Annotated in this window: 21 protein-coding genes; 8 read left to right on the plus strand and 13 right to left on the minus strand. The window is 39.3% G+C overall.

What is annotated here, in order from left to right; all coding sequences use genetic code 11:
- The first annotated feature begins 309 nt into the window (after positions 1 to 309).
- A complete protein-coding gene (locus FTU80_RS11820; protein WP_078189977.1) occupies positions 310 to 1,701 on the plus strand; it encodes an OmpP1/FadL family transporter in 1,392 nt (463 codons plus the stop codon).
- A 73-nt stretch (positions 1,702 to 1,774) separates the two neighbouring features.
- On the opposite strand, the gene thrH is transcribed toward FTU80_RS11820, so the two are convergent.
- Entirely contained in the window at positions 1,775 to 2,392 is a 618-nt protein-coding gene (gene thrH, locus FTU80_RS11825) for a bifunctional phosphoserine phosphatase/homoserine phosphotransferase ThrH (RefSeq protein WP_180085216.1), read from the minus strand.
- Between the two features lie 201 nt (positions 2,393 to 2,593).
- Between thrH and FTU80_RS11830 the strand changes: the two genes are divergently transcribed.
- Positions 2,594 to 3,328, plus strand: a complete 735-nt coding sequence (locus FTU80_RS11830) for a phosphoadenylyl-sulfate reductase (protein ID WP_168379034.1) — start codon at positions 2,594 to 2,596, stop codon at positions 3,326 to 3,328.
- 166 nt (positions 3,329 to 3,494) lie between these two features.
- Positions 3,495 to 4,874: a wax ester/triacylglycerol synthase family O-acyltransferase gene (locus FTU80_RS11835; RefSeq protein ID WP_111885602.1), complete on the plus strand. Its 1,380-nt coding sequence runs from the start codon at positions 3,495 to 3,497 to the stop codon at positions 4,872 to 4,874.
- Between the two features lie 313 nt (positions 4,875 to 5,187).
- Here FTU80_RS11835 and FTU80_RS11840 read toward each other — a convergent pair whose 3' ends face one another.
- The 6 genes from FTU80_RS11840 to FTU80_RS11865 all read right to left on the minus strand — a co-directional run bounded on the left by FTU80_RS11840 (position 5,188) and on the right by FTU80_RS11865 (position 9,953).
- A complete protein-coding gene (locus FTU80_RS11840) occupies positions 5,188 to 5,361 on the minus strand; it encodes a PA1571 family protein (RefSeq protein WP_180085218.1) in 174 nt (57 codons plus the stop codon).
- 142 nt (positions 5,362 to 5,503) lie between these two features.
- Complete coding sequence (gene rng, locus FTU80_RS11845; RefSeq protein WP_111885603.1) at positions 5,504 to 6,958, minus strand: ribonuclease G; 1,455 nt, start codon at positions 6,956 to 6,958, stop codon at positions 5,504 to 5,506.
- Positions 6,959 to 7,000: 42 nt separating this feature from the next.
- Positions 7,001 to 7,567, minus strand: a complete 567-nt coding sequence (locus tag FTU80_RS11850) for a Maf-like protein (RefSeq protein ID WP_180085220.1) — start codon at positions 7,565 to 7,567, stop codon at positions 7,001 to 7,003.
- Positions 7,555 to 8,046: a rod shape-determining protein MreD gene (gene mreD, locus FTU80_RS11855; RefSeq protein WP_168379038.1), complete on the minus strand. Its 492-nt coding sequence runs from the start codon at positions 8,044 to 8,046 to the stop codon at positions 7,555 to 7,557. Before mreD ends, FTU80_RS11850 begins: the two co-directional genes overlap by 13 nt.
- The gene (mreC, locus tag FTU80_RS11860) at positions 8,033 to 8,890 is read right to left on the minus strand and encodes a rod shape-determining protein MreC (protein ID WP_078189984.1); all 858 of its coding nucleotides are present in this window, start codon (positions 8,888 to 8,890) and stop codon (positions 8,033 to 8,035) included. Before mreC ends, mreD begins: the two co-directional genes overlap by 14 nt.
- Positions 8,891 to 8,906: 16 nt before the next feature.
- On the minus strand, positions 8,907 to 9,953 hold the full coding sequence (locus FTU80_RS11865) for a rod shape-determining protein (RefSeq protein ID WP_078193300.1): 1,047 nt from the start codon (positions 9,951 to 9,953) through the stop codon (positions 8,907 to 8,909).
- A 133-nt stretch (positions 9,954 to 10,086) separates the two neighbouring features.
- Between FTU80_RS11865 and gatC the strand changes: the two genes are divergently transcribed.
- From gatC to gatB, 3 genes are read left to right on the plus strand one after another with little or no spacing between them, the layout of a single operon-like run.
- Positions 10,087 to 10,401 carry an Asp-tRNA(Asn)/Glu-tRNA(Gln) amidotransferase subunit GatC gene (gatC, locus tag FTU80_RS11870; RefSeq protein WP_078189985.1) on the plus strand — a complete coding sequence of 105 codons (315 nt, stop codon included), beginning with the start codon at positions 10,087 to 10,089 and terminating at the stop codon, positions 10,399 to 10,401.
- Positions 10,402 to 10,452: 51 nt separating this feature from the next.
- Entirely contained in the window at positions 10,453 to 11,931 is a 1,479-nt protein-coding gene (gene gatA, locus FTU80_RS11875) for an Asp-tRNA(Asn)/Glu-tRNA(Gln) amidotransferase subunit GatA (RefSeq protein ID WP_180022293.1), read from the plus strand.
- Positions 11,931 to 13,406 carry an Asp-tRNA(Asn)/Glu-tRNA(Gln) amidotransferase subunit GatB gene (gatB, locus tag FTU80_RS11880; protein WP_180026500.1) on the plus strand — a complete coding sequence of 492 codons (1,476 nt, stop codon included), beginning with the start codon at positions 11,931 to 11,933 and terminating at the stop codon, positions 13,404 to 13,406. The genes gatA and gatB overlap by 1 nt, the downstream gene beginning before the upstream one ends.
- A gap of 30 nt (positions 13,407 to 13,436) precedes the next feature.
- On the opposite strand, the gene FTU80_RS11885 is transcribed toward gatB, so the two are convergent.
- Both FTU80_RS11885 and FTU80_RS11890 read right to left on the minus strand, forming a co-directional pair.
- The gene (locus FTU80_RS11885; RefSeq protein WP_180085222.1) at positions 13,437 to 14,447 is read right to left on the minus strand and encodes a hypothetical protein; all 1,011 of its coding nucleotides are present in this window, start codon (positions 14,445 to 14,447) and stop codon (positions 13,437 to 13,439) included.
- Positions 14,444 to 15,844 carry an AAA family ATPase gene (locus FTU80_RS11890; RefSeq protein ID WP_180085224.1) on the minus strand — a complete coding sequence of 467 codons (1,401 nt, stop codon included), beginning with the start codon at positions 15,842 to 15,844 and terminating at the stop codon, positions 14,444 to 14,446. The genes FTU80_RS11885 and FTU80_RS11890 overlap by 4 nt, the downstream gene beginning before the upstream one ends.
- A 389-nt stretch (positions 15,845 to 16,233) precedes the next feature.
- On the opposite strand from FTU80_RS11890, the gene FTU80_RS11895 reads away from it, so the two are divergent.
- Positions 16,234 to 16,851, plus strand: a complete 618-nt coding sequence (locus FTU80_RS11895) for a hypothetical protein (RefSeq protein ID WP_180085226.1) — start codon at positions 16,234 to 16,236, stop codon at positions 16,849 to 16,851.
- A 346-nt stretch (positions 16,852 to 17,197) separates the two neighbouring features.
- Positions 17,198 to 17,776: a DJ-1/PfpI family protein gene (locus FTU80_RS11900; RefSeq protein ID WP_120400947.1), complete on the plus strand. Its 579-nt coding sequence runs from the start codon at positions 17,198 to 17,200 to the stop codon at positions 17,774 to 17,776.
- 108 nt (positions 17,777 to 17,884) lie between these two features.
- On the opposite strand, the gene FTU80_RS11905 is transcribed toward FTU80_RS11900, so the two are convergent.
- From FTU80_RS11905 to FTU80_RS11920, 4 genes are all read right to left on the minus strand, one after another.
- Positions 17,885 to 18,328 (minus strand): hypothetical protein, encoded by a 444-nt coding sequence (locus FTU80_RS11905; protein ID WP_257221503.1) that lies wholly within the window; start codon positions 18,326 to 18,328, stop codon positions 17,885 to 17,887.
- Between the two features lie 150 nt (positions 18,329 to 18,478).
- On the minus strand, positions 18,479 to 19,324 hold the full coding sequence (locus FTU80_RS11910; RefSeq protein ID WP_180085228.1) for a hypothetical protein: 846 nt from the start codon (positions 19,322 to 19,324) through the stop codon (positions 18,479 to 18,481).
- Positions 19,325 to 19,419: 95 nt separating this feature from the next.
- Positions 19,420 to 20,391 (minus strand): hypothetical protein, encoded by a 972-nt coding sequence (locus FTU80_RS11915; protein ID WP_180085230.1) that lies wholly within the window; start codon positions 20,389 to 20,391, stop codon positions 19,420 to 19,422.
- A gap of 248 nt (positions 20,392 to 20,639) precedes the next feature.
- Positions 20,640 to 23,031 (minus strand): BapA/Bap/LapF family large adhesin (locus tag FTU80_RS11920; RefSeq protein WP_180085232.1); only part of this gene is annotated, 2,392 nt, incomplete at its 5' end.

Raw genomic sequence — 23,031 nt, forward strand, 5'->3', positions numbered from 1 at the left:
TGACCCATTTCACACAATACATTTAGAATTTTATACAAGTTGCTTATTTTTCAAACAATTGATTTTATATCAATAATTTAATGGATATTTATTTTATATATTTAATAACAATAGTTTATCTAAAAATTATTAAAGTATTTATTCTAATTATTTAAAATCAACAGCTTTTTTTTACCCTAAGTTCAAATTTAGAGTCTTTACTCTTTTTTTATTATGCTATTTTTTGGTGCAAGATATGATTAAAAAAATTACATATCTTTAAATTTTATTAACGCATTGACGCGTTTTTTATACTAGGAAAGTAGAAAAATGAACTTAAAAGCATTAACAAGTGCCATTTTATTTGCCAGCGTACCAATGACAGGGGCTTTTGCAGCAGCAATGGATCGCTCTGGGCAGTCAATTTCTGCATTTTTACAACCGGGTAATTATTTTGAAGCAGGGATTTCAGTTTTAGATCCAAACGTCTCAGGTGTAGATATTAAAGGCCAAGCTACAGGTGATATGGCTGAGGACTATTATTTCCCAGCTGCTGCATTAAAAATTCAACTGAATGAGCATTTCTCATTTGGTTTAATTTATGATCAGCCTTTTGGTGCAGAGGCTAAATATAATTCAAATAGCGTCTTTTCAGCAAAATCTACTGATTCTGTCCTAGGTGCACTAGACCACAAAACAGTCGCTCAATTTAACAGTAAGGCCACTGAAGTTACTGGTCAAACTGAAGTGGATGTAAAAACACAAAACCTTTCTCTTTTATTTGGTTTTCAACCTAATGAGAATTGGAATTTTTACGCAGGACCGGTATACCAAACTGTTGAAGGTAAAGTAAGTCTGCGTGGTGAAGCTTACAGCATGATGTCTGGATATGATGCAAATATCAAAGAAGAAGGTGATCTTGGATGGCTAGCGGGTTTTGCATATCAAATTCCTGAAATTGCCTTAAAGGCATCCCTAACATATCGATCTGAAATCGAACATGAAGTAAATGCAACTGAGTCATTCCAATCAATTGATAACTTCACTGGCTTAAGTGCACCAATCTTAAACATTATGCTTGGTCCATTGGGTGCCAAATTACCGAAAGAGCAACGTGATGCTGTAATTGCAGTAAGAAATGCATTAGTTGCATCTAATTCACTTCCAGAAGGTAAAACAAAAGTTACCACGCCACAATCGGTAAATTTAGATTTGCAATCTGGCATCATGGAAAACACTGTTGCCTTCGCAAATGTACGTTGGGTAGATTGGTCTAAATTTGCAATTAAACCTCATGAGTTTGGTATTAAAGCAGATATTTTAGGTTCTTTAGTTGCTGGTTCTAACGGTATCGTTGGCTACACAGATGGTTTTAACTTAGTCGACTATTCTAAGGATCAATGGTCTGTAAATGCAGGCGTTGGCCGTAAATTTAATGATCAATGGGCTGGTACAGTCATGGTCGGTTGGGACTCTGGTGCAGGTAACCCAGTGTCAACTTTAGGCCCAACCGAAGGTTACTGGAGCGCTGGCTTAGGTGGACAATTTAGTCCAACACCTCAATCGTTTATTCAAGCTGGTGTTAAATACTTCTGGTTGGGTGATGCGACTGCACAATCTGGTTCACACTCTGTCCCTGGTAATGAAACAGCTGCAAATGTTGCTAACTTTAAAGACAACGATGCAATCGGTTACAGCTTAAAAATCGGTTACCGTTTCTAAGTTGCTTTAAAAACTTTGGATTAAACAAGAAAGGGCGCTATAAGCGCCCTTTTCTATAACTTACTATTCAGAATTAAGCTGGAATATCCCGAATAGAAGCATTACGAATCGCTTCTTTCAGTGCTGCATAGCCATGAATTGGTGGGAATTGTGGAAATTCAGCAATCACATTGTCAGGCGCATCAAATAAGAAACCCGCATCAGCTTCACCAAGCATCGTCGTATCATTATAAGAATCACCTGCTGCAATTACACGGAAGTTTAACCCATGTAATGCTTGAACGGCTTTACGTTTTTGATCAGGTTGACGAAGCTTATAAGCGCTAATCATGCCATTTTCATCAGTTTCTAACTTGTGACAGAAAATCGTTGGCCAACCAAGTTGCTGCATTAATGGATGTGCAAACTCATAGAAAGTATCTGAAAGAATAATCAATTGAAAATGAGTACGTACCCACTCTACAAACTCTTTTGCACCTTCAAATGGCCCCATATCTGCAATTACGTCTTGAATATCATTTAAACCCAAACCGTGTTGTTTTAGGATATTTAAACGTTGAGTCATCAACACATCGTAATCTGGAATGTCACGAGTCGTTGCTTCAAGTTCTTTAATGCCTGTTTTTTTCGCAAAATTAATCCAAATTTCAGGTACTAAAACCCCTTCTAGATCTAAACAAACGACTTCCATGCACTCTACCCTCTGTTAAGTGAAAAAATTTTTTCAATATCATAGCGGAAGAATAAAAAAATGCATTGTTCTTTTTTTAAATCTATTTTTTTCATAAGTATCTATTTTTTAGTGATAAGTGTGTTTTAGCATTTCAATTAAAATAGTTCTGAAATAAATTAATATAGGTTTTAACGTTCCAAGCCTATAGCCAGGACATTCATGACTACCATCCCTACTATTGACCTTGTCGATGCACTTGCATCCGAATATGCAGATAAATCACCTTCTGAGATTATGAAACTTGCGCTAAGCCAGCAAGGTGAAGTTGCGATTTCCTTTTCTGGTGCAGAAGATGTTGTACTGATAGATCTTGCATCGAACTTAGGGATTCCATTTCGTGTATTTAGTTTAGATACCGGTCGCTTACACCCTGAAACTTACCAATTTTTAGATACTGTCCGTAAACATTATAAAATTGATATCGAAATCTGTTTCCCAGAAAGTGATGCGGTACAAAAACTAGTAACAGAAAAGGGCTTTTTTAGCTTCTATCAAGATGAACATAAAGAATGCTGTGGTATCCGCAAAGTACAACCTTTGCGTAAAAAACTAGCCACTTTAGATGGCTGGATCACTGGTCAACGTAAGGACCAAAGCCCAGGCACACGTAATGAAATTCCAGTAGTACAAGCTGACCCAGGTTTTTCAGGTCCGGGCAAGCAATTGATTAAATATAATCCTTTGGCAAACTGGTCTAGTGCTGATGTATGGAACTATATCCGTCTAATGGAAATTCCATATAATCCACTACACGAACGTGGCTTTATCTCGATAGGCTGTGAACCATGTACTCGACCTGTTTTACCGAATCAACACGAACGTGAAGGTCGCTGGTGGTGGGAAGATGCAACCCATAAAGAATGCGGTTTACACGCAGGCAATATGAAAAAATAAAGAGCACAAAACCACTGCACAGCAGTGGTTTTTTCAACGCATCGATACACATAATTCCGTATCATTTCAACGTAAAAACGCTATACTGCAAATGACAATTTAATAATTCTAACAATGCTACTCATACATGAGCAGCTGTAGAAATTGCAGTGAGGCAATCAACGCTATGCGTCCATTACATCCTATTGATTTCATATTCTTAAATTTAGAGAAACGGCAACAACCGATGCACGTAGGTGGTCTATTTTTATTTCAGATCCCTGACAATGCACCAGATACTTTTATTCAAGATTTAGTCGCAGATATTCGTAATTCAAAATCCATTCCTATTCCTCCTTTTAACAATAAACTCAACGGCTTCTTTTGGGATGAAGACGAAGAGTTTGATTTAGATCATCACTTCCGCCATATCGCACTGCCGCATCCCGGTCGTATCCGTGAACTTTTGACTTATATTTCACAGGAACACAGTGCGTTGATTGACCGCGCAAAACCACTTTGGACTTGCCATATTATTGAAGGCATTGAAGGCAATCGTTTTGCCATGTACTTCAAAATCCACCACGCGATGGTCGATGGCATTGCAGGTATGCGTTTAGTTGAAAAATCACTTTCGCATGACCCAGATGCTAAAAGTATTGTACCGCCATGGTGTGTGGAAGGCCCTCGTGCAAAACGCCTCAAGCAGCCTAAAGTCAGTCGCATGAAAGGTTTGTTATCGACCATTAAGGGACAACTTGACTCAACTCCACGAGTTTTGTATGAACTATCACAAACTGTAATGAAAGATATGGGGCGTAACCCAGATTATGTATCTAGCTTCCAAGCGCCGAGTTCAATATTAAACCAACGGGTTAGTTCTTCACGTCGTTTCGCTGCTCAGTCTTTTGAATTTTCACGTTTGTCACATATTGCCAAGTCACTTGGTGTAACAATTAACGATATTGTGCTCGCAATTTGTTCAGGTGCATTACGTGAGTATTTAATTACACAAAATGCTTTACCTAAAAAGCCATTGATTGCCATGGTGCCTGCATCGGTTCGTACAGACGATTCAGATATGTCAAACCGTATTACCATGATTTTGGCAAACCTTGGTACCCATAAAGAAGATCCGCTAGAGCGCTTGAAGATTGTGCGTCGTAGTGTGCTCAATGCCAAAGAACGCTTTAAGCGGATGAACTCGAATCAAATTTTAAACTACAGTGCTTTTGTCTACAGTGCAGCAGGTTTAAATATTGCATCAGGCTTTATGCCAAAACGTCAGGCCTTTAACTTGGTGATTTCAAATGTTCCCGGCCCACAAGAGCCGTTATATTGGAATGGTGCACGTTTAGAAGCGCTCTACCCTGCGTCCATTGTCTTGGATGGTCAAGCGCTTAATATCACCATGACCAGCTATTTAGATAAGCTTGAAGTGGGTTTAACGGCATGTCGTAATGCGCTGCCAAAAATGCAAAATTTACTGACGCATTTGGAAGAAGAAATCCAACGATTTGAAGCTATTGTGAATCAAGATTCCCCAAAGTTACAGGCGGTTAGCTAACCGCCTGCTTCACAACTTAGTATCAGTTCATCAGCAGATTGAACCATCAAAAATTAAAAACCCGTCTAAATTAAACAATCTAGACGGGTTTTTTAGTATTTGAACTTTGATTAATTTTTTGGAGTAATTTATGTGTATAAGCTAAAATTTAGGTGAACAAATCCGTTGTTATTGTTTAATTACGACTTGTAGATACGCACTGATAATTAAGTTTATTTTCCATTTTTTATAAAATTTTGCGCAAAAAAAAAATTTAGAATCGCGCGTTAGCACTTTAACCCTCTGGATTACATTATTATTTATATTTCAATATTTAAGCTTTAATTGCTCGGCACTGTTTAAGTAACTGATGACAAGCAGAGCGAATCATAGACGCTGTAATTTGAACTTCATTACCACGCTCATCCACGATATAACCTGAATGGATCACTTTTGCTTCAACGACAGTTTTAAGACCACTTTTCATTACTGTTTTACTAACACCCATAATACACCTCTTTTTGCTAAGCCATTTTCAAGTTCATTACGGGAAAACGGCTTTGGCTATTTGATGTGTCTAGTATTCAAAATAACAGTTCAAAAGTAAAATCTCAGTTGTAACAAGTGTTTAACGATATTCTGTTACAATTTCAACTCAGAATGATATCGTATTGCTCTTGCGTATATAAATTTTCCACTTGGAACTTGATCACACGGCTAATAAAGTGCTCTAAATCAGCCACTGCAGGTGCTTCAGCAGTTAACAATCGGTCAATCACCGACGGATGTGCCACCACGGTAAAACCACTTTGTGACTCATAAGCTCGTGCATATCTCAAGATTTCACGGAAAATTTCATAGCAAACTGTTTCAGCAGTTTTCACATAACCACGCCCCTGACAGGTCGGGCAAGAATCACAAAGCAGATGCTCCAGAGATTCACGGGTGCGTTTACGCGTCATTTCCACCAAACCCAGCTCAGACACTTGAGTGATCTTAGTTTTGGCATGATCGCGCTCGAGCATTTTCTCAAACTGGCTCATCACTTCTTCTCGATGATGTGCTTCTTGCATATCAATGAAGTCAATAATGATAATCCCGCCCAAGTTACGTAGACGGAGCTGACGTGCAATAACTTGTGTGGCTTCCATATTGGTTTTAAACACAGTGTCTTCAAGCGAACGACCACCAACATAGGACCCAGTATTGACATCAATCGTGGTCATCGCTTCAGTTTGATCGATCATCAGGTAGCCGCCAGACTTAAGTGCTACACGTGTCTGTAAGGCTTTCTGAATATCTTCTTCGACATTGTACAAGTCAAAAATTGGACGCTCACCCGGATAATGGAGTAAGCGATTTTGCATACTCGGTACAAATTCTTGGACAAACTCTTGCAATTTGCCATGTACTTCTCGTGAGTCGACCTGAATTTTAGACGTCTCTTCATTAGCCAAATCACGGATGACGCGTTGCGGTAAAGGCAGCTCTTCAAAAATCAGAGAAGGTACGACAATACTGCGTTGTTTACGTTGAATATATTCCCACAGTTTGGCTAAATAAGCCATGTCCTGCGCAATTTCACATTCAGGAATACCTTCGGCGGCAGTACGAACGATGACTGAACCCGGTAAGTTGTGTTCCTTTTGAATGCGTTCAATCATGCTACGCAAGCGATCACGTTCTTCTTCAGACTCAATGCGCTGTGAAACACCGGTATGACTGCCATATGGCATTAAAACGAGGTAACGGGAAGGAATAGAAAGATCAGTAGAAAGTCGTGCACCTTTGGTACCCAACATATCTTTCATGACTTGTACGGTGAGTACTTGCCCCGGTTGTAACAGCTCAAAAACGTTCGGGGTCGGTTGATTGCGCTGCCAGACCATATCATTGATATGTAAAAAAGCTGTTCTCGACAATCCAATATCAATAAAAGCAGCCTGCATACCCGGAAGCACACGAACAACTTTCCCTTTATAAATATTGCCCACTAACCCACGCTTCACGGTGCGTTCAACAAATAATTCATTGACCGTACCGTTTTGAATCAACGCCACCCGACATTCCATCGGTGTGACGTTAATCAACAACTCGTCAGACATATCAAAACTCAAAACATTATAAAAATTCTTGTGTTGCAGCAGTTAATTTAATGCCTTAACTGTCTGTAATAACTGTACGGTTTCATACAAAGGCAGCCCAACGACATTGCTGTAGCTCCCTTCAATACAAGGAATATAGCGCGCAGCAATTCCTTGGATGGCGTAGGCTCCCGCCTTGCCGATTGGTTCACCTGTTGCCCAGTAGCTTTCCATGTCAGCTAGACTCAGCGTTTGAAATTCAACCTGTGTACGTACTACTATACTGTATATTTGATCTTTTGTACTGACACAAACACCTGAAAACACATCATGTTTTCGTCCAGAGATCATTTCCCACATAGAAAAAGCATGTGCTTTCGATGCTGGTTTTCCTAAAATGTGCTCATCTACGCCTAAACTGGTATCGGCGGCAATAACGATAGCATTAGGGAATTGTTGTTGTACTGCGCAAGCTTTAGCACGTGCTAAACGCTCTACATAATCCGCTACAGGTTCTCCTTCCAACACGGACTCATCAATATCTGGACTGAAAATTTCAAATTCCAGACCTAATTGTTGCAATAGTTCGCGTCGTCGAGGAGAACTCGAAGCTAAAATTATATGCGCCATTTTCTCAGGAAGTAATACATGATTGGCCAAATGAGTAAGCTAGTAACAATTGGCTGCCAATGGCGAGCAAATGAAAACTGTGCCCCACCCATCACTTGAACAATCCACACAAACAGTAAATGCGCGAAAATTGCCATTGCAGCAATAATCCATAAATTACCAAATGTGAGGATACGACGTTCACGGGTCAAAAAGCGTGTCACAAATGCAATGACCACAAAACTCAGTGCGTTCATGCCAAATGGCGCATCAGTCAATAAGTCGGTAAAGAGACCTGTGGCAAATGCAAACCAAACACCGCACCATGTCGGCTGACAAAGTACCCAAAATAGCATGATCATCATCATGAATAATGGGCGCCAACCTGATAGGTCATAAGAAAGCGGATACACCATCAGCACGGATGCCAAAATGATGGAAAAGATAATCGGAAATAATGGGTCGCGCTCTGTATGACGACTAAGCTTAGCGAGTGACATGCGGTTGCTCCATCGCTAAAGAATCGGAAAATAGCACAACCACATGATGACCACCTGCCAATTGGGCAGCAGGATTGATATCAATTTGGGCAAATTCACCGCTATTGTGACGACTGACTTTCGACACTGTACCCACCAAATAACCCGCTGGAAAATGTGCCCCTAGCCCTGAGCTATAGACTTTTTCACCGACTTTGATATTCGCACTGGTTGGCACGTATTCCATCTTAAGTCGACCTAAGTCACCTGTACCCGTAACGATTGCGCGCATACCGGTATGCTCCATCCGCACGGATAAAGAGTGCTCTTTGTCTGAGAGCAACATGACACGGCTACTATGCGGGTAAACATTGATAATTTGCCCCATAATACCCTTGTCATCGAGTACAGTTTGTCCCACTTTAAGCTGACTGCTGGCTCCACGGTTAATCACAATAATATGACGTAAGGGATCAGCATCAGTACCAATGACTTCGGCAATCTCCATACGACCATCAATGATGAGTGGTGTATCGAGTAGTCCACGTAGTCGAGTATTTTCAGCAGAAAGTTCAGAAAGTTTCTGTAAACGGACTTGAGCCTGAATTAACTCTGCTTGCATCGCGGTATTTTCACGACGTAATTGAGCTTCAGACTTGGTTTGTTGATTCAGCCATTCTCGCGATAACACTGGATAGCTTGCTAGTGCATAAATTGGATTATATGCCGCATACAAGACGTCTCTGGCCGGTTGAATTACATGCGGCATGCGCCAATCAAAGAAAAGCACCACCAAGCATGTAATCACCGCAATGATAAATGAGCGAAAAGATGGCGGTTGTCTTGAAAACAGTTGCGTTTGCACCCGCCGAGTCCTTTTCTTAGCCTACAAATAACATGTCATGATTAGGGTTATCGAAGAATTCGAGAACCTTACCACCACCACGTGTAACACATGATAGTGGATCTTCTGCAACTACGACAGGAAGACCTGTTTCTTTTGCAAGAAGCTTATCAAGATTGCGAAGTAATGCACCGCCACCAGTCAACACAATACCGCGTTCTGCGATGTCTGAAGACAACTCAGGTGGCGTTTGCTCTAGTGCAGATTTAACCGCAGACACAATGTTTTGTAGTGGATCAGAAATCGCTTGAGTCACTTCGTCAGAAGTTACGGTAATCGCACGGGGTACACCTTCAGCCAAGTTACGACCACGGACTTCGATTTCCAAAGGTTTTGCACCTTCTTCTGGAAGCGCCATACCAACTTCTTTTTTGATGTTTTCTGCAGTGGTTTCACCAATCACACAACCATGTGCTTTACGCACGTAGTTAATGATTTGTTCATCAAATACATCACCACCGATACGTAGTGAGTCTGCATAGACACAACCTTGAAGTGAAATGATCGCGATTTCAGTTGTACCACCACCAACATCGACAACCATCGAACCACAAGCTTGCTCAACAGGCATACCTGCACCAATTGCAGCAGCCATTGGCTCTTCAATTAAGCGAACTTCACGTGCACCTGCATTGTATACAGCTTCACGGATTGCACGGCGTTCCACCAACGTCGATTTACATGGCACACACACCACGACACGCGGTGCAGGTGGGAACAAACGTTTTTCGTGCACTTTGCCAATGAATTGATTCAACATCGTTTCAGTGACTTCAAAATCTGCAATCACACCATCTTTCATTGGGCGAATCGCAGAAATATTTGCAGGTGTACGACCTAGCATTTGCTTCGCGTCAAGACCTACTGCGGCAACGATTTTTTGTGAACCACTGTGGCGAATTGCCACCACCGTCGGTTCATTTAATATAATGCCTCGTCCTGGCGCATAAATAAGTGTATTTGCAGTGCCTAAATCAATGGCAAGATCCGGCGAAAACAAGCCAATTAGTCGTTTTAGAATCACGGGGACGTTCTCAGTTAAACTTTTATATGGACGCAAGGTGGCAACTTTAACTAAATGTGATGATTTGAACAAGTCAATCGCTTATTATAAGCCACGATATTTTGAATTTTTTTAATACTGATTAGGTAATGTTATGTCTACATCGGATGCACAGCATTCTGCAGATCTAAATGCACAAACAGTTTCAGCGATTGCCCATCTGGCTCGATTGTCGCTAGATGAAGCGCAATCTGCTGACTATGCTCAAAGTTTAAATAAAATTTTAGGCATGATGGAAACCCTGAAAGGCATCGATACTGACGGTGTTGAACCACTAAAAAGTCCATTCGACAATCCACAGCCCTTACGTGAAGACGTGGTATCTGAGACCAATCATCGCGAAGCATATCAAGCAGTTGCTCCTGCCGTACAGGATGGCTTGTACCTTGTTCCGCGTGTGATTGAGTAATTTTTATTCAGATCAACATTTTTTCAAATTAAACGTAAAGAAATATTTCTCATGACAGATTTACATCGCTTATCAATTCGTGAATTGTCTGAAGGTTTGGCTGGCGCTAAATTTTCTTCACGCGAATTGACTGAACACTATTTAAAACGCATTGAAAAAATCGATGCTCAAGTCAAGTCATACGTGACCGTGACAGCTGAACAAGCACTTGCGCAAGCAGATGCGGCTGATGCTGCAATTAAAGCAGGCAATGCAACTGCGTTGACCGGTGTACCAATTGCACATAAAGATATTTTCTGTACCCAAGGCATTAAAACCACTGCTGGTTCTAAAATGCTGGACAATTTTATCTCTCCTTACGACGCGACCGTTGTAGCGAAAGGTAAAGCTGCGGGCCTTGTCACTTTAGGTAAAGTGAACATGGATGAATTCGCCATGGGTTCGACCTCTGAAAATTCATTTTATGGCGCGACTGCGAACCCGTGGAACTTAAACCATGTTCCCGGTGGTTCTTCAGGCGGTTCTGCGGCAGCGGTAGCAGCTGATCTTGCGCCGTTCGCAACAGGTACAGATACCGGTGGTTCAATCCGTCAACCTGCATCTTTCTGTGGTCTAACAGGCCTTAAACCGACGTATGGTCGTGTGTCACGCTTCGGTATGATCGCGTATGCATCATCTTTAGACCAAGGCGGCCCGATGGCACGTTCGGCTGAAGACTGTGCTTACCTCATGAACGTGATGGCAGGTCATGACGCGAAAGATTCAACTTCGGTTGAAAAAGACGTAGACAACTATGTTGCTAACCTAAACGGTACTTCTGTAAAAGGATTACGCATTGGTATTCCTAAACAATACTTTAACGTTGCCGGCTTAGATGCTGACGTGAAAGCACGTGTTGAAGAATCGTTGAAAAAGTTAGAGGAAATGGGCGCAATCTTGGTTGAGATTGACCTGAACATGACTGAAAGCTACGTACCAACGTATTACTTGATCGCACCTGCTGAAGCATCGTCTAACTTATCTCGTTTCGACGGTGTACGTTATGGCTACCGTGCAGAAAATCCTGTGGATTTGATGGATCTTTACAAGCGTTCACGTTCGGAAGGTTTTGGTAAAGAAGTTCAGCAACGTATATTGATTGGTACATACGCGCTTTCTGCGGGTTATTACGATGCATACTATGTCAAAGCACAAAAAGTACGTCGTTTAATCCAACAAGATTTCTTAAAAGCATTTGAATCTGTAGACGTGATTGCTGCCCCTGCTGCGCCTACAACGGCGTATAAGATTGGTGCAAACCTGTCTCCTGTAGAAATGTACTTAGGTGACATCTACACCATCGCAGTGAACTTGGCAGGTCTGCCTGCGATTAACGCGCCTGTTGGTTTTGACAAAGACAACTTACCTGTTGGCTTACAGTTGATTGGTAACTACTGGTCAGAATCTCAATTGTTGTCTGTGGTGCATCAGTACCAACAAGCAACCGATTGGCATACACAACGCGCTGCAATTGCTGAGGAGAACGCATAATGGCTAAGAACGCTGCGAAACCAAAATCTAACCTGATTGATGGTTGGGAAGTGGTGATTGGTATCGAGATTCACACTCAGCTTGCGACCAATACCAAAATTTTCTCAGGTTCATCGACTACGTTTGGTCAAGACCCAAATACGCAAGCGAGCCTTGTTGACTTGGCAATGCCGGGCGTATTGCCAGTACTCAACAAAGAAGTAGTTGATCTTGCGATTCGCTTTGGTTTGGGTATTGATGCTTACATCGACCAAGCGTCTGTATTTGCACGTAAAAACTATTTCTACCCTGACTCTCCAAAAGGCTACCAAATCAGCCAAATGGACAACCCGATTGTGGGCTTGGGTCATATCGACATCCAACTTGAAGATGGTACGGTTAAGCGCATTGGCGTAACCCGTGCTCACCTTGAGGAAGATGCTGGTAAATCAATCCATGACCAATTTGAAGGTCAATCTGGTATCGATTTAAACCGTGCAGGTACACCACTTCTTGAAATCGTATCTGAACCCGATATGCGTTCGGTTGAAGAAGCGGTTGCCTACATTAAAGCGATTCACACGCTAGTTCGCTGGTTAGGTATTTCTGACGGTAACATGGCAGAAGGTTCATTCCGCGCTGACTGTAACGTGTCTTTACGTCGTCCGGGTCAACCGTTTGGTACACGTTGCGAGCTTAAAAACCTCAACTCATTCCGTTTCATTGAGCAAGCGATTAACGTAGAAATTGAACGTCAAATGGAAATCCTAGAATGGGATGGCACCATTGATCAAGAAACACGTTTATTCGACCCTGTGAAGATGGAAACGCGTTCAATGCGTTCTAAAGAAGAAGCGAACGATTACCGCTACTTCCCAGACCCTGACTTGTTACCTGTGATCATTGCAGATGCGCAAATTGAAGCGGCACGTGCTGCATTGCCTGAGTTGCCTGCTGCACGCCGTGCGCGTTTTGTAGCTGACTTTGGCGTGACTGAGTACGATGCTCACGTGCTTACGCTTACTCGTGAAATGTCAGAGTTTTATGAAGACGTGGTGAAAGCTGCTGGCGGTGCTGCTCAAGGTAAAGTGGCTGCAAACTGGGTGATGGGCGAATTCTCAGGTGCTTTAAACAAAGCGGGCTTCGAGCTTCATGACTCTCCTGTATCTGCTGAAAAACTTGGCGGTATGATCGCGCGTATTGTGGACAACACCATTAACGGTAAGATTGCAAAGCAAGTGTTCGGCTTTATGTGGGAAGAAGGCAAAACTGCGGACGAGATTATTGCTGAAAAAGGCTTGAAACAGGAAACTGATACAGGCGCGATTGAAGCGATTATTAAAGACGTACTTGCTGCTAACGAGAAGATGGTTGAAGAGTATAAATCTGGTAAAGAGAAAGCCTTTAACGGTCTTGTTGGTCAAGTGATGAAAGCTGCGAAAGGTAAAGCGAATCCTGCACAAGTGAATGAACTAATGAAGAAATTGATTGGTTAATCTAATTAATTTTGGAATAAAAAACCCGCTTTAGAGCGGGTTTTCTTTTGAAATGACAAATGAACATTCATTACTTTGCATATGGTTTAAAGAAATATCATTAAAATATTTTTGGTAATCCACTTGAGTTCTACTTTTACAGTTAAAAGTCATGAACCTTTCTGTACTAGATGGGCCTAATGCATCAACCATGCCAGCACCAAACTCAAGATAATGATAAGTTGTTCTGATTATTCGATCATGAAAAATATTAGAAAACTTCCTATCGTCTCTCATAATAACTTTCAATTCTGAAAAACATTCATAAAATTTTGAGTTAGTTGCAAGAATATCCTTTAACAGTTGCTTTATATTTTCTTGAGTAACATCCTTATTACTGGACACAATCAAAAAATTAGTAATATGTAAATTATTATCAGATAAATATTTAAATATTTTTTTTAAAGCAGTTGTTCCTATTAAAGGATCATATGCAGATGCAAAATCATTTTTAAACAAATATCTATCAACTATAGTTAATTCCTTTGTATATTTAAAAATATTTTTTAATCTTTTGAAAACTTGCTGATTATTCTCTCTGTAATCAATTTGCTTGATAGAATGAATTCTTGACAACTCGAAATTTTTAGAACGTTTTATAGACTGATAATCTAATAATTCACTATCCTCATTAATTTTAGAAATATCTATATTTTCTTTAATTAATTCATAGTTTTCCAAACTTAACAACACGGTTTCAGCGTGCTCAAAAATTTCCAACAATTTTGGTAAATCATTATTGCTTAAGGAAAAATCCGAAATAATTTCTTTGTTAATAATATATTTGGGAAAGTATGTTAATGCTGTTGTCCATCTTTTTCGATACTTCACAGGAAAATCTTGCTGTATTTTTTTTGACAATTCTAATATTTGAGAATTATTAGAGAATAATAAAACTCCAAAACGTTCCCAATCCTCAATTAAGGAGTCACTAATTAAAAGATTTTCCTTAAACTTTATACAATTAAAAATTTCCTTGTCAAAAATAAAAGGGGTAATCACAGCTTTTCATCCTCTAAAGGATTTCCACCAAACATTTCATCAAGCCTTTCTTCAAAGAATCCATTCGGCCAAGTGACTTTAAAATCACCATCTGCATCTAAAGGAATTTCAATCGTCCTTATATCATCTTCTGCTGGATTAACATAAATAATAGAAATATCTTGTGGCATGAGCACTTTATGACGAATAAGCCTCTGAAATCTTAATAGTAATGCTTCACTATGTGTCTCAATAATCCATTGATTAGCTTTTGAAGACTTAATATCTTTAGCAAAGAAATTAGCTAAATTTGCTTGTAACTTTGGATGGAGATGGATTTCAGGTTGTTCTATACAAATAGATGCCTTTTCTTTAACTAAACCTTCAATAATAATGGGTAGTACTTGCCCAATTCCAAATCCAACATCAACCAAAGTTGTTTTTACACCATTACTCTTATTTTTCAATAGGATTGAAGCTGTATCTCCTATAATCTCATCATTTAATCTCTTTATCTCAATAATGTAATTTATTCCAAAATCCTCTAATACCTTGTTTACACCTTCAATATACTTTTCTTCTTGCGTTAAAAAAGATAGAAAGTTTTCACCTTTTTGACCAACACTATTATTAACTAATCCATCTAATTGATACACTCTTTTAGGATGAGGTCTTAATGGTCCAATGTATGAAACATTACTTAATAAGTTAAAAAGTTTTCTATCGCTTCTATTTAAATACTTACTAATATCTTCCACAAATGTATTTTGATAATAATGGATTAATCTTTGTGTTTCATCATCATTTAGCAAGCCACTAGCATCCACATCTGGTCGGCTAATCCTTAAAGGTAACAAATTATTTTTTCTAGAAAAACTTACTTTTTTAACATGCCTTTCTATTTCATTATTAGATATAGGGTGCTTCTCTTTTATGATTTCACTGATATCTTTTAAAAGTCTATTTTGTTTTACGAGCTTATCTATTATTTTTTTATCAAAATCAAAATTATACAAATGAACACCTTGTCGAGAGACTGACTTGGGCCTGAATAAAAAATTGAAATCACTATCTTCTTTTGAAATTAGCTCCGTTTTATCCAAAAAAGATATATTATGTTCCTTGCTGTATGCATATTCGAAAGAGTATTCCAATTCATCAACATCAATCTGAAATCCAATTTTTTTATCACTATTATGCTCATTAACAACAGACAAATAACTACCTAATTCAAAATACTGATTATTACTTTTTAAGGAATTAGAGCTAAGTAAACTTTCTTTTAGGACTAATAAAGATTGTATAATTGATGACTTTCCTGATGAATTAGGGCCATAAATTAGCGTAATAGGTGCAAACTTTAAATCCGTTTTATCAGAAAAAATTTTAAAGTTTTCTATGGAATAATTTGTAATCATAATATAGTCATATCATCTATGGTTGTAAAAATTATAACTTAAAATCAAAACCTTACAAGATACAAATATTCCTAAAAACTTCTTTTAACTTAGAGATCTTCAAAGATTTCAGCTTAAAAATAACATTACCATCAAAAAAGTACCATTATCGCTAAACTTAAAGACTTAGGGCGCATTCAAATTTAAAAGTTCTTCTTTATCCGTGACTTCTACCCTCATCCCCCGCCTTCTCCCAGAGGGAGAAGGAGCTTCCATTACCAAATTAAAACCGTTATGGATTCTATAATAGAAATTCCCTCTCCTTTAAGGAGAGGGTTAGGGAGAGGATTAATATTTAATTTTCATAAATTTAATAATAAAATCAGTCTAAACACTTAGACTAAAACAACATGACCATCAAAAAATTATCTTCTATCGCCAAACTCGAAGACTTAGGACGTGTGCAACTTTCAAAGTCCTTTTTTATGCGTGACTTTCTCTATAGTGAAATCGCAAACTGGTACGGTGTACCCAACGTCCCTGACCATCCTGATATTGCCATTCGTACGGGCTCGAAACTCTGCGAAGAACTACTTGAACCACTGCAAGAAAAGTTTGGACGTATTGCCATTCGTTCCGCGTACCGTTCACCAAGCGTGAACCAAATCGGCAATGAAAAAGGACACAACTGCGCGAGCAATGAGAAAAACTTTGCAAGCCATATTTGGGACTATCCTGACGCAAAAGGCTACGGTGCAACGGCGTGTATTATCATTCCCTCACTCATCGATTTAATTGAAAAAGACCCAAATAATTGGAAACAGATTGCATATTGGATTCACAATCACTTGCCATACAGTCATCTAGAATTTTTTAAAAAAGAAAATACGTTTTGTGCATTCAATATCGGTTGGCATGAGAAACCACTTAAAGAGATCAATAGCTATGTCACAGGATCTAAAGGCAAGCTGAAAGTAACGCATGAACCAAATCTAGACTATGAAAAATTTTATCCTGATTTGCTGTGATTTATCCCTCTTCCAATGGGAGAGGGAGCTTTCAAAGTGAATAAATACTTAAACGATTTTTTGGATATCCCCCCTCTCCTTTTAGGAGATAAGCAGCAGTGCTGCGCAAGGGAGAGGTAAATATTTAACTTTTTAAAACTTTGTGAAAAACACTAAAGTCATTAATAATTGATAACAGCTAGCCTACTAGACTCATCATAATTTGAACTATAACCATCTATAACTTTTATAAATCTAAATAAAAATATACAACTAAAGAATTTACAGCCTGCTTAAAACTGTCATTCCAATATGCTAAGGTAAATGAAAAATTGATATAAATCATATTTCAACAGAGGGTTACATCATGTCAAAACAAATTCTTATGCTCGTGGGCGACTATGCTGAAGACTACGAAACAATGGTACCTTTTCAATTTTTAGTTGGTCTTGGTTATACCGTTCATGCCGTTTGTCCTGACAAAAAAGCTGGCGACAGCATTGCCACAGCCATTCATGATTTTGAAGGTGAACAAACTTATAGCGAAAAACGCGGTCATAACTTTGCGATTAACTATGACTTTGATGCAGTTAACTCAGAAAACTATGTCGGCTTAGTGATCCCGGGCGGTCGTGCGCCTGAATATTTACGTATGAATACACGTGTGATTGAAATCGTACGCGAATTTGACGCGGCGAAAAAACCTATTGCAGCGGTTTGTCATGGTGCGCAAATTTTGGCAGCAGCCAATGTACTGAAAGGCCGTACATGTTCCGCTTATCCTGCATGTGCAGCCGAAGTTAAACTGGCTGGCGGTCAGTATGCAGATATTGCAGTCACGGATGCAGTGACCGACGGTCATTTAGTTACTGCTCCTGCTTGGCCTGCTCACCCTGCGTGGATGGCGCAATTTGTTAAAGCATTAGGCGCGACGATTACCATTTAATGCTTGAGTCAGCAAACTAAAACGCATTGGATCATCATCCATTTAGGGTGAATCCATAAAAAATGCTCCTTGTATAAAAGGAGCATTTTTTATTTACTCAAAATAAAATTAACGAACCACACCTAACTTATTCCAAATTTCTGGGGTTAAAAATTTGGTCACCAATTTATTCAAATCGACATAACGCAGTACGCCTTGTAATTGTTGTTTAATTTCAGGCGTCTTTAATATTTCATCCCCCGTCATACTACCAAGCTCTTGAAAACTTTCGCCTACAGCCTGTAGACCGTCGGCTTTAATTACAGCCTGCGTTTGCGTAGAACATTGCTCCACCAAGATTCGCTGCATCACTTGAGCCAGATTTTTATCGAGTTGCGTTTTTTGCGCATCACTGACATTACTGTATTGTTTTAAATCTGGATGCGCTGCCAAGGCAGAAAAGGTCCATTGCAGCACCGCTGTTTTATCCGCAGCAGTGGTCGATTTCACTAAACATTGACTAAGCTGATCGACCGTAGGACTCGCCAAACTCACCTGAGTCGACCCGAGCATGATGAGCGTCAATAAAGCCAAACCTGCAGGTCGTGAAAAACGTAGATGTAATTTTTTAGATAAACCGTAAGCCATAGACCAAACTCCCAAAACTTGAGTCACCTTTGTATCATGAAGTGCTGTATTTGCTGTTTGGTCTATGTAACTCAACTATTCATTTTTGCTAGTCGGTGCATAGATGAGAGGATGAATCGTTGGCCTTCTATTCCAATACCAGTAAAAATGTCCATTGGTATCGAGCAAACTATGGGTGGTCAATGTCGATTTATTGCTATCACCTCGCCAACATGCAAGTGCTGCATTACGGTTGTTATGTAGGTCAATAAACTCGGGATTCGAATATTTGGGTTTCGCAGGAATGTATAAAGCATCCCCCGGATTGACCCATAAATCTGCCAAGTAAATCTTGCCTAGATTTGGAAAATAGCGTCCTACTGAGATGACCAGAGGCAAATGATCCTGATCTGTCGCGCTAAAAATATGCGGAAAGTCATGATGTTCTAAATCAGTAATGACAAATGGCGTTAAAGTTTTACAGCCATTTAAATTTGATGTTGCATTTTCATAAGGCAAATAATGCCCTGCCATCATGCCGTATTCATAATGAATTTCTGACAGTCGTTTTTGATGTGAATGAATCTGAATCGCTTCACCTGCATGGATTAGGGTGATGCCAAAAGCTGCCGCGGTTTCTCTGGTTGCCACCAATGGCATAAACTCGAAGTGTTGCTCTTCAAAATCAAGCTCAGTTTGCTCGCCCCAATCGGTAGTTATCGTCGAAATTTCGGAAGGAACCGCGTAGGGATTTCCCATCGTCATTTTCGCATTGGTTGGTGACTCGGTAATTAAATGAATTCCTGCTCCAAGTGATGCTAAATATGTTGGATGCCCACGATCATTCAAAAAGAAGGGTGTTTGCTCGATATTGACTGTAATCTCTGTTAATTCTCGGTCAAATAATGGTGCATTAAAATAAGTTTCATTTACTGAACTCATGGTTTTTCCTTATTATTTTTTAAAATTTTATCTGAGTACATCATTGGATCAGGATAAAAGCTTATTTCCCCAAATGGCTTTTATCCTGTTGAAGTTTATTTCATACGATTCAACATATTTTTTGCCCCTGCATGGTTATAGTTGGTCGCTAAGTTTTGTAAGATGCCTTTTGCTCTTGCATTGGCGTTTGGATAACTTTTGCTATATGCAGGCACTGAGGTTAAGCATTTTGCAACGAGCATACCTGATTCAGCATAGGCTCTATTGGCATTTGCACCATTTAATTTGCCATAGCTATAAGCGCGCTGTGCATTATTACAAGCGGTGACTTGATTTTTTCCGGCATTCAGGTCACGTCGTGCATTCACATATAAGCGCATTTGTATCTGTTGCGATGTTTCTGCAACTGGTTTCACTACAGGTTTTTTTTCAGGCTCTTTGGCTTTGGTTTCTTTTTTAGTCTCTACTTCTTTTTTTGCTTCATCTTTCGCATTGCTTTTTGTTGTCGTTGCTTTTGCTTTGTTTGATGTGGCTTTCTTAGCTATGGTTTCTTCTTGTTTATTATAGTTTTTGCGACGTTCTTCAGGTCCAATGATTGCTGTATACAAACTGACTAAGCGGGTTTCAGAACGGTCATTTAATTTACGCTCTGAAACGGGTTCAATAGCAACCATCCAGCGCTGTCCATCTGCCTGACTACACTGAAATACACCTGTACCCTGTTTTATGCTGCTATAGGTCGCTAATAATTTACGACTCCATGCATTTTTGACTTGGTTCAAATTGCTTTTATTCAGTTGAATAAATTTGCCATTTTTGGCTTGGCAGTAACTGCTCATATTTTGCTTAGGTATGAGCGATTCTACTTCCACATTTTTCTTTTGTGGTCCCCAATCATAGACGTATTCTTTCGCCTTTCCATTTGAGCTATTTAGCTCTTTTTGATTGATCACTTCTTGTGGTGAAGCATAATGATTAAATGAATTTGGGTTTAAACTCTGCATGGTTGTACAACCATGTAATGCAAATCCAATACTCCCCACCCATAAAATTGCCTTTAAATTCACAGCAAAAATCTCAAAAAATTCACCCTTAAAAAATAGCGTAATTTAGTGCCTTCCACAATTTTATAATCTTGATTTTATTTATTATTTTTATAATTTTAATCACTAAAATCGCATACGTTTGAGATGTATACACATGTTGTTCATTTTAATTTGATGAGTTTCACATTTTATTTTGATCTAGCGGTGTTTATGAAGAAAATAAAAAAGAGCCTCCGAGGAGGCTCTTTTCTGATTGCTTAAATTCTATTTTAATAGAATATAAGTTGATTACTATCTAAAAGATCTTGCAGAGTAACATCAGTATTTTTCAAAATTACAAGACCTGTGTAATTACTTACACCAAATGTAGGTCCATCTAAATCAATACTTACTTTTACATCAGTACCAGATTGTTCAACTTGAATAAAGCCTCCAATATTTGCATCAGTTAGTGCAGTACTTGTATCACTGAATAAACCACGCAAATCCAACACGTCGCCTTCATTAAAATTATAATCCGCCCATGTATCATTGCCTAACAGGCTAGTATTACCACCAGCAGTTCCAGTTGACAACAAGTCATAAATTACAGTATCGGCGCCAGTACCTGTATTAAAGGTATCATCACCACTGGTACTATATTGAACTACTCCAGAATTATTCAATACTGGATTAATTGTAATAGAAGCACTATCAGTTGCACCTGTTGGGCTAATCAATGTGTAATTAATTACATCAGCAGACAAATTAGTCGTATCACCAGCTGCTTTTGCAGTATAGGTATAATCACCATTCCCTTTAACTTCAAAGTAACCTTTAGCTGTTTCATATGTAGTTGATTCATTGTAGCCAATAGTTACCCCTCCAACTAGAAGTTTAGTAAATGTTGTATCCAATGTATCTGTAGCTACACCATTATCAGCATAAATATTACCCGTAATGATCACTTGTGATGTACTGTCTGTATGCTCTCCATTGTATGTATAGGATGTCCCATCCAATACTGCAGTTACCTGAGATGCTGATGTAGCGGCTCCAAGTATATTTCCTGCAGCTTTAGTCACAGTGTAAGTTAACTCATAATTTCCAGCCGCTAAACTGCTCAAATCAATTGAGAATAAGTTACTGGCCGAAATGGTAGAGAGTGTTGCCGTTTTCACTACAGTATAAACATTAGAAGTGTTTGTACCTTGTGCACCAGAAATAGCTATTGCAACACCATCCAATTTCAAACTATAGGTAATAGTAGTGGTTGCTGCCGAGGTCGCTAAAGCATTAGATAAACCTAAAGTACCTTTATTTACATCTCCTAGAGTAAATTGAATTGTGCCCGAATCACTTTGTGTAGCTGTGCTTGAGGCTACAGTCGAAACATCTGTTTGCTCATGTTCTTTGAACAAAACATTCTTCGCAACATTTACATCTAAATCGAATGTGTCATTTTCAGCCGCCACAACACCAGTCACATCGTCACTACCAATATTGATAGTCAGTGTAGCAGTGTTATTCACTGCATTTATATCCAAAGGATCAGTAATTGTATATTCGAAGACCTCTGTTTTACCCAAACTTTCAATTTTTGGATTTGCAGTATAAGTATAGGTACCATCAGCCTTAATATTTAATGTTCCGTATAGGCCCTGAATATTTACTCCATCAGTATCAACAGGTATCGCTACCCCACCAACTAGTTTGATCGTACTTACAACAGTATCCGCTAATACATTATCTGCTGTCGCACCGCCATCACCAGTGAGGACGTTACCTGTCGCTGTATCACTTGAGATCCCCAAATCTGTATCCGTTCCACTGATTGTCACACTTGGGAAAATACTTAATCCTACAGCACTATTAATTCCTAGATTAACACGGTATTGACCTTCCGGAAGATCCGTAACCGTACCAACTAAATTATTACCTAATAAGTTTAAGTTAATTAATGAATACTCGTCTTGAGTATTCCCAACTGCTACCCACTCATTATTTTCATACTTCTGAAGGACAATACTAAGTTGTTGACCCACACCTAAATTAATTCCACTGCTTACAGTAAAAGTTAAATTTTGCGTGTGGCCTTCTTCAACTGTAAATTGTGTTAAGGGACTACCAAGATTTAAATTAGCTCCGAGTAAGCCAACCACAGCAAATGCAACGTTAGAAGTTGGTGTGATATTCGTTGTGATTGGTAGATGTTCAAGATTTATATTTGCATCTACTTCATCATTAACTGCAATTGCATCGTTCACCGTCGGTAACACGATATCTGTCAATGCATCTAGACGATCTTGGAATTTACCAGCTGCGGTTGGATATTCAGTTTCAATCGCATCGACCGCTGCTTGTGCATCTGCTTTGGCTTGTTGTGCATCCGCCAAGTTTTGAGTCAACGTAGCCAATTCACTTGGCGTGATCAAGTTGTCCGATTCAGCTGCAGCCAGTGCATCTGCTGCATCTTGATAGGCTTGTTCTGCATCAGCAACTAAATCTTCTACGCTTGATAGATCCGTTGCATCATCAATGCCATTGCCGTTTTCATCGTTCACCGTCGGTAACACGATATCTGTCAATGCATCTAGACGATCTTGGAATTTACCAGCTGCGGTTGGATATTCAGTTTCAATCGCATCGACCGCTGCTTGTGCATCTGCTTTGGCTTGTTGT

The organism is Acinetobacter sp. YH12145, assembly GCF_013418335.1.
In the GTDB taxonomy this organism is placed as follows: domain Bacteria; phylum Pseudomonadota; class Gammaproteobacteria; order Pseudomonadales; family Moraxellaceae; genus Acinetobacter; species Acinetobacter amyesii.

Bases quoted from the DNA above. Each gene is read 5' to 3' on its own strand.
- FTU80_RS11905 (WP_257221503.1), bottom strand. From the start codon at position 18,328: ATGCTCGGGTCGACTCAGGTGAGTTTGGCGAGTCCTACGGTCGATCAG.
- FTU80_RS11840 (WP_180085218.1), bottom strand. From the start codon at position 5,361: ATGGGTGTTAGTAAAACAGTAATGAAAAGTGGTCTTAAAACTGTCGTT.
- FTU80_RS11820 (WP_078189977.1), top strand. From the start codon at position 310: ATGAACTTAAAAGCATTAACAAGTGCCATTTTATTTGCCAGCGTACCA.
- gatA (WP_180022293.1), top strand. From the start codon at position 10,453: ATGACAGATTTACATCGCTTATCAATTCGTGAATTGTCTGAAGGTTTG.
- FTU80_RS11910 (WP_180085228.1), bottom strand. From the start codon at position 19,324: ATGAGTTCAGTAAATGAAACTTATTTTAATGCACCATTATTTGACCGA.
- rng (WP_111885603.1), bottom strand. From the start codon at position 6,958: ATGTCTGACGAGTTGTTGATTAACGTCACACCGATGGAATGTCGGGTG.
- FTU80_RS11895 (WP_180085226.1), top strand. From the start codon at position 16,234: ATGACCATCAAAAAATTATCTTCTATCGCCAAACTCGAAGACTTAGGA.
- thrH (WP_180085216.1), bottom strand. From the start codon at position 2,392: ATGGAAGTCGTTTGTTTAGATCTAGAAGGGGTTTTAGTACCTGAAATT.
- FTU80_RS11900 (WP_120400947.1), top strand. From the start codon at position 17,198: ATGTCAAAACAAATTCTTATGCTCGTGGGCGACTATGCTGAAGACTAC.
- mreD (WP_168379038.1), bottom strand. From the start codon at position 8,046: ATGTCACTCGCTAAGCTTAGTCGTCATACAGAGCGCGACCCATTATTT.
- gatB (WP_180026500.1), top strand. From the start codon at position 11,931: ATGGCTAAGAACGCTGCGAAACCAAAATCTAACCTGATTGATGGTTGG.
- FTU80_RS11890 (WP_180085224.1), bottom strand. From the start codon at position 15,844: ATGATTACAAATTATTCCATAGAAAACTTTAAAATTTTTTCTGATAAA.
- FTU80_RS11830 (WP_168379034.1), top strand. From the start codon at position 2,594: ATGACTACCATCCCTACTATTGACCTTGTCGATGCACTTGCATCCGAA.
- gatC (WP_078189985.1), top strand. From the start codon at position 10,087: ATGTCTACATCGGATGCACAGCATTCTGCAGATCTAAATGCACAAACA.
- FTU80_RS11850 (WP_180085220.1), bottom strand. From the start codon at position 7,567: ATGGCGCATATAATTTTAGCTTCGAGTTCTCCTCGACGACGCGAACTA.
- FTU80_RS11835 (WP_111885602.1), top strand. From the start codon at position 3,495: ATGCGTCCATTACATCCTATTGATTTCATATTCTTAAATTTAGAGAAA.